We start from the raw sequence: 255 nt of genomic DNA on the forward strand, positions 1-255 counted from the left end.
AGCAGCATGGCGAAGCTCGCGAACAACGCCATGCCTTCGGTGAAGGCGCCGAACATCGCCAGGGTGCGGGCGACATCGGCCACGGTGTCGATGCCGAACTGGTGCATGTAGTCCGCCTTGGCGCGCACCTGCGCATAGCCGCGGAATGCCTCGAACTCGGTCTTGGGCATGCCGAGCGTCTTGAGCAGCAGGGCATAGGCGTCGATGTGGACCGTCTCCATGTTGGTGAAGGCGGCCATCATCATCTGGACGGTG

Annotated in this window: 1 protein-coding gene; it reads right to left on the minus strand. The window is 63.5% G+C overall.

Annotated elements, in window-relative coordinates:
* A partial coding sequence (locus tag I6F35_RS39790) for a ribonucleotide-diphosphate reductase subunit beta (protein ID WP_225122990.1) occupies positions 1-255 on the minus strand: 255 nt, incomplete at both ends.

The organism is Bradyrhizobium sp. BRP22 (assembly GCF_020194175.1).
In the GTDB taxonomy this organism is placed as follows: Bacteria; Pseudomonadota; Alphaproteobacteria; order Rhizobiales; family Xanthobacteraceae; genus Bradyrhizobium.